This window comes from Actinotalea sp. JY-7885 (assembly GCF_014525465.1).
Classification (GTDB): domain Bacteria; phylum Actinomycetota; class Actinomycetes; order Actinomycetales; family Cellulomonadaceae; genus Actinotalea.
The window spans coordinates 1-5,046 of the sequence record NZ_JACEXH010000210.1 but is presented as its reverse complement, the minus strand read 5'-3'; the positions used below and the strand labels follow the sequence as shown (position 1 = coordinate 5,046).

The 5,046-nt window shown below is 73.3% G+C and carries 5 protein-coding genes; all 5 read right to left on the bottom strand.

What is annotated here, in order from left to right; all coding sequences use genetic code 11:
• Nucleotides 1-190 precede the first annotated feature (190 nt).
• On the bottom strand, nucleotides 191-1,441 hold the full coding sequence (locus IDM29_RS14845) for a toxic anion resistance protein (RefSeq protein WP_182112460.1): 1,251 nt from the start codon (nucleotides 1,439-1,441) through the stop codon (nucleotides 191-193).
• Between the two features lie 134 nt (nucleotides 1,442-1,575).
• Complete coding sequence (locus IDM29_RS14840; protein ID WP_182112459.1) at nucleotides 1,576-2,394, bottom strand: hypothetical protein; 819 nt, start codon at nucleotides 2,392-2,394, stop codon at nucleotides 1,576-1,578.
• Entirely contained in the window at nucleotides 2,391-3,392 is a 1,002-nt protein-coding gene (locus IDM29_RS14835) for a VWA domain-containing protein (protein ID WP_182112458.1), read from the bottom strand. The genes IDM29_RS14840 and IDM29_RS14835 overlap by 4 nt, the downstream gene beginning before the upstream one ends.
• On the bottom strand, nucleotides 3,389-4,432 hold the full coding sequence (locus IDM29_RS14830; protein WP_182112457.1) for a VWA domain-containing protein: 1,044 nt from the start codon (nucleotides 4,430-4,432) through the stop codon (nucleotides 3,389-3,391). The genes IDM29_RS14835 and IDM29_RS14830 overlap by 4 nt, the downstream gene beginning before the upstream one ends.
• The gene (locus IDM29_RS14825; protein WP_182112456.1) at nucleotides 4,426-4,917 is read right to left on the bottom strand and encodes a hypothetical protein; all 492 of its coding nucleotides are present in this window, start codon (nucleotides 4,915-4,917) and stop codon (nucleotides 4,426-4,428) included. The genes IDM29_RS14830 and IDM29_RS14825 overlap by 7 nt, the downstream gene beginning before the upstream one ends.
• Nucleotides 4,918-5,046: the final 129 nt, after the last annotated feature.

Sequence of the window (5,046 nt, the reverse complement as noted above, 5' to 3'; positions counted from 1 at the left end):
CGGCCACGAGCGCCTCCACCCGGTCGAGCGCCGCCAGCAGGTCCGCGGCGGTCGGCACCGCGGGCACCGTGGGCCCCGGGGGCGGGGACGGCTGCGCGCTGCGTCCGGTCAGGCGCGCCAGCAGGTCACCGAACGCGCCCATGCGCACCCGTCCCGGACCTCGTGGCCGCCTGCGGGCGCGCCCCCACCGTCACCGGCCGCCGCCCGTGCCGTCGAGGTCGAGGCTGCCGGCGGCGGTCCGCTCGTCGTGCTGCCGGACGCGGTCGAGGTACGACTGCGACTTGGTGACCTCGGTCTGGAGCGTGCCGATCGTCGTCGCCATCGAGTCGAGCGCCTCGACCTTGAAGGTGTCGATCGCGTCCATCGTGGCGTAGATGTTCGCGAACGCGGTCTGGAGCTGCGGCAGGCCGATCGTCGCCGAGGCCGCCTGCTCCTGGATCGCGGCCGAGTTGTCCTTGAGCATCTGCGACGTGCGCTCGATGAGGTTCGATGTCGTCGTGTTCAGGGCGGTGATCTGGTCCAGGACGAGCTTCTGGTTCGTCAGCGCCTGGGAGACGATGACGGCCGTGCGCAGCGCCGAGAGCGTCGTGGTCGACGCGCGGTCCACGCCCTTGATGAGCTCGATGTTGTTGCGGATGAGGATGTCGATCGCGAGGTAGTTCTGGATCGAGACCGCCAGCTGGGTCAGCAGGTCCTGGTGCTTCTGGCGGACGTAGAAGAGCACGTCGTCGCGCAGGGCGCGGGCCTTGTCGGGGTCGGTGGCCTCGAGGTCGGCGATGGTCGCCGACAGGCGTGCGTCGAGCCGCTCGGAGACGTAGACGTACTGGTTGAGCCGCGCCATGGCCTCCCACAGCGCCGTCTTCTCCATGTTCAGCGAGACGTTGTCCTTGCGGAGCTCGTCCTGCCCGTCGCGCAGCGAGTGCATGATCGCGTTGAGGTGCGACTGCGCGGACTGGTACTTGCGGAAGTAGTCGGTCAGCTTCTCGCCGAACGGGAAGATGCCCAGGAACTTCTTCGTCGCCGACGCCTCGGACGGGTCCAGGTCCTCGACCGTGCGCCGCAGCTCGAGCAGCGTGCTGCCGACCTTGGAGCCCGACGCGAGACCGCCCTCGGTGATGGCGCGGACCGGGGTCTGCAGCAGCCGGTTGGAGGACTCGGCGGCCGAGCGGATGTCACGGTCGCCCATCGTCCGCACGTCGGCGGCCTGGGCGGCGAACGCGGGCGAGGCGGCCTCGGCCGCGAGCAGCGACGAGAGGTAGGTGTCGACCTTCGCGTCCAGCCCCGGGATCGCCGCCGCGTCGACGGCGGGCGCCATGGCGGGGGCCGCCGTCGCCGCGACGGGCCTGATCGGCTCGGGCGCCGAGAGGACGAGCGGCTGCTCGACCGTGGCGGGCGGGGCCAGCCGCGCGGCCTGCGCCGCATTCGGGTCCTGGGTGCTCATCGCTCGTCCCTTCCTGCGGTCCGCCGGAGGGCGGTCCGCGTGCGTGCCAACCTATCCGGTGACGTGGGTCTCACGGCGCGCCGTCCCGAACGGATCGACGCGCGTGGCGCCCGGAGGTTCCGGGGGCCCGTCCGTCACCAGTTCTTGGTGCCGGCGCCGCCCTCGCCCTCCTGCTCCTGGCGCTCGCGCTCGGCCTGCTGCTGCGCCTCGCGGTTGCGCTGCTCGAGCTCTTCCTGGCGCCGCTCCTCCTCGCTCTGGTCCTGCTCCTGCTCCTGCTCCTGCTGCTCCTGCTCGCCCTGCGCCTCCTCCTGCTTCTCCTCCAGGCGCTCGCTGCTCTCCTCGTTCTGCTGCTGCTGCTCGGACGACTGGCCCTCGGGCTCGCACTCCTCGCGCGCCTGGACGGCCTCCGCGTAGTCGCGCTCGGCCCACTCGGCCTCCTCGGCGGCGTCGGCGCGGAGCTCCTCGGGCGTCGCGTCGGACCACGGCACGCCGGGCGGGTACTCCTGCCCGGCGTCCACATAGCTCTGCGCCTCGTCGGCCCACGCCGCGAGCTCCTTGGCGGACGCGAGCGCCTCGTCGCCCGTCATCTCGAGCGCGATCGCGTAGTTGATGAGGATGAGGCACTGGGTCGTCGGGTCGTCGGGTGCCACCTCGAGCGCGTCCACCAGGTAGAACTGGCCGAGGATGCCGTCCTCGCCCTTGGTCAGGGTGGTGCCCAGGCCGAACGGCGCCTTCCACTTCTCGACCGGGTCGGTGCTCTTGAGGAACGTCCAGCCGACGGCGGCGCCGCCGATGCTGCCGTCGTGGTACTGCCCACGCGCCGTCGCGGCGACGATGTTCATCACCGCGAGGTGCGTCCCGAAGACGAAGGCGCCGAGCCAGAGGGGCAGGGTCGCCCAGACCAGCCAGCGTCGGCGCACGCGGCGCTGCCGCTCGAGCGGTGTGACGGTCATGCGTCGGCCCTCCCTCGGCGCAGGGGCACCCAGCCGCGCGCGGTCAGCCAGGCCTCGGCGCCGAGCAGCCCCGCCACGACGAGCGCGAGCGGCCAGGTCATCGCCCGCCACAGGTGCGTGTCGCGCCGGCCGTCGGTCGCGATCTCCTCGGGGTCGATGCCCTCGAGCAGCGGCGCGACATCGTCGGGCCCGCCCCGGTGCGCGTAGGGCACGCCGAGCTGGTCGGCGACGGTCTGCAGCGCGGCCTCGTCGATGACGGAGACGGCCTCGGACCCGGTGTCGGGGTCGACGATGTAGGGCGCGTCGGGGGCCGGGTCGAGGGACCCGTCGTACGAGCGCATGCGCCCGCCCTCGGCCGTGCCGTAGCCGAGCACCGCGCCGCCGTCGATCAGCGGCGCGAGCGCCTCGTAGGACTCCGGCACGCCGTCGGTCGTCTGCTCGCCGTCGGACAGGAAGAACACGAGGCGCACGTGGCCGGGGTTGCGCTCCTGGGCGCCGGTCAGCGCGCGCGACAGGGGCTCGAGGGGGCGGTCGACCAGCGAGCCGGTCGAGAAGTCGGTGGCCTCCTGGCGCACCGTCTGCGTCCACGACCGCACGGCGCGCGCGTCGGTGGTCAGCGGCAGCTGCCGGCTGGCCTGGCTGTCCCACGCGATGATCGAGTAGCGGGCGCCGGGCATCGCGCCGACGATCGCCGGCAGGTCGTGCCGGACGCCGTCGAGCCGCGGCAGGCCGTCCGCGGACCAGTCCTCGGCGGCCATCGAGCCCGTGCGGTCCACGACGAAGAACACGTCGACCGCGACGCCGACCTGCTGGTCGGTGACGGCGGGCACGGACGGCCCGAGCCCGAGGGCGGTGACGGCCACGACGGTGCCCGCGCGCAGCCACCACCGGCCGCGCGTCGCGGCCGGTCCGGCGACGGCCTGCCGGACGGCGAACGCGAGGACCGGCAGCAGCACGAGCAGCAGCAGCCAGAGCGGGATCAGGGGTCGCAGCGTCATTCGCCCACCCGCCAGCGCAGGCCGAGCAGGAGCAGCAGCCCGACGACGAGGATCGCGAACCACGGCATCGGCCGGTCCGTCACCAGGCGCTCGGCCTCGGCGTCGAGCGCGACGGCCTGCTGCTCGGTGACGTCCTCGATGACCGCCTCGACCGCCGCGGTGTCCTCCGCGAACCAGGACATGCCCCCGGCCTCCTCGATCGCGTTCGTGAACTCCTCGTTCTGCGGCGAGCCGCGCAGCATCTCGTCGCCGCCGTAGAGCCCGTAGAGGTCGACGTCGCGGTCGCTCACGAGGTCGACGGCCTGCGGCAGGGTGTACACCGGCTCGCCGTAGGGGTCGTTGTCGGTGGCCAGGATGATCGAGCGCGACCGCTCGGTGTCCTGCTCGTCGAACAGCAGCGCGCAGCTCGCCAGGCCGTCACCGATGAGCGAGGCCTGCGCCGGGACGCCCTCGGTGCCCGCGACGAAGTCGAGCAGCGGCTCGATGCCGTCCCAGGTCAGCGGGTCGAGCGGGTCGAAGTTCTCGATGTCGAACCGCAGCGCCTCCTCGGCGATCGCCAGCTCGTCGAGGACCAGCGCGTAGTCGTCCGTGAGCGGGAAGACCGTGCGCGACGTGGAGTTGAAGACCGACAGCCCGATGCGCTCGCCGTCGAAGCCCTCCACGAGGTCAGCGAAGGTCGCCACGATCTCCGAGTCGAAGGGGACCATCGACCCCGACACGTCCAGGCACAGCACGATGTCGCGCGTGCCGAACGTGTCGGTGCGCGTCTCGCGGTCGACGGGCCGGGCGGCCAGGACCGCGGTGCTCACGAGCGCGAGGGCGAGGGCGCCGACGGCGGCCCCGCGCACGATCGAGTACTGGCGCACCGCGCGGCGCACCTCGGGCAGCTCCTCGAGCTCCTCGGTGTGGGCCACCCACCGCGAGGCGTCCGTGCGGGCCGGACGCGTGCGCCAGCCCCAGAACGCGGCGCCGGCGACGGCGAGCAGCACCACGGCGAGGAGCCACGGCCACACGAGGTCCCAGACGGTCGAGGTCACCATCGCCGGATCACCTCCCGCGCGCCCTGGATCGCCCGTTCGCTGGACGCGCCGAGGGCGCCGTACCGGGCGAACGCGGGGCGGTAGTACGTCTCGATGAGGTTGGCGAGGGTCCGGGTGCCGTCGACCCGGCGCAGGTCGCTGAGCGTCAGCACACGCGTGTCCACGCCGCGCCGCACGGTGCCGAACTCGCGCACGACCGCGCTGAGCTCGAGGTGGAGCGCGCGCGTGTCGAGCTCGCCCGCGGCGAAGCGCTGCTCGAGCGCGTCCACCTTGGCCAGGTAGACGGGCCGCACTGTCGCGAAGGGGTCGTCGTACGGCCCGAGCCGTCGTATCGGCGGGGGCGGCGGCGCGTCGTGCTCGGGGCGGCGGCGCGTGTGCCGCACGGCCCACACGACGTACGCGACCGCGAGCGCCATGAGCAGCACGCCCAGCACGGGGACCCACCACGAGTACAGGACGGGGTCGTTGAGCTCATCGACGGGCACGGTGGCTCCGGTCCAGCAGCGAGATCAGCGCGGGCACGACGTCGTCGGTGTGGCGCACGACGACGTCGTGCACCTGCAGGCGGCGCAGCATGGTGGCGCGCTCGGCGGAGCGCCGCGCGCGGGCGGCGG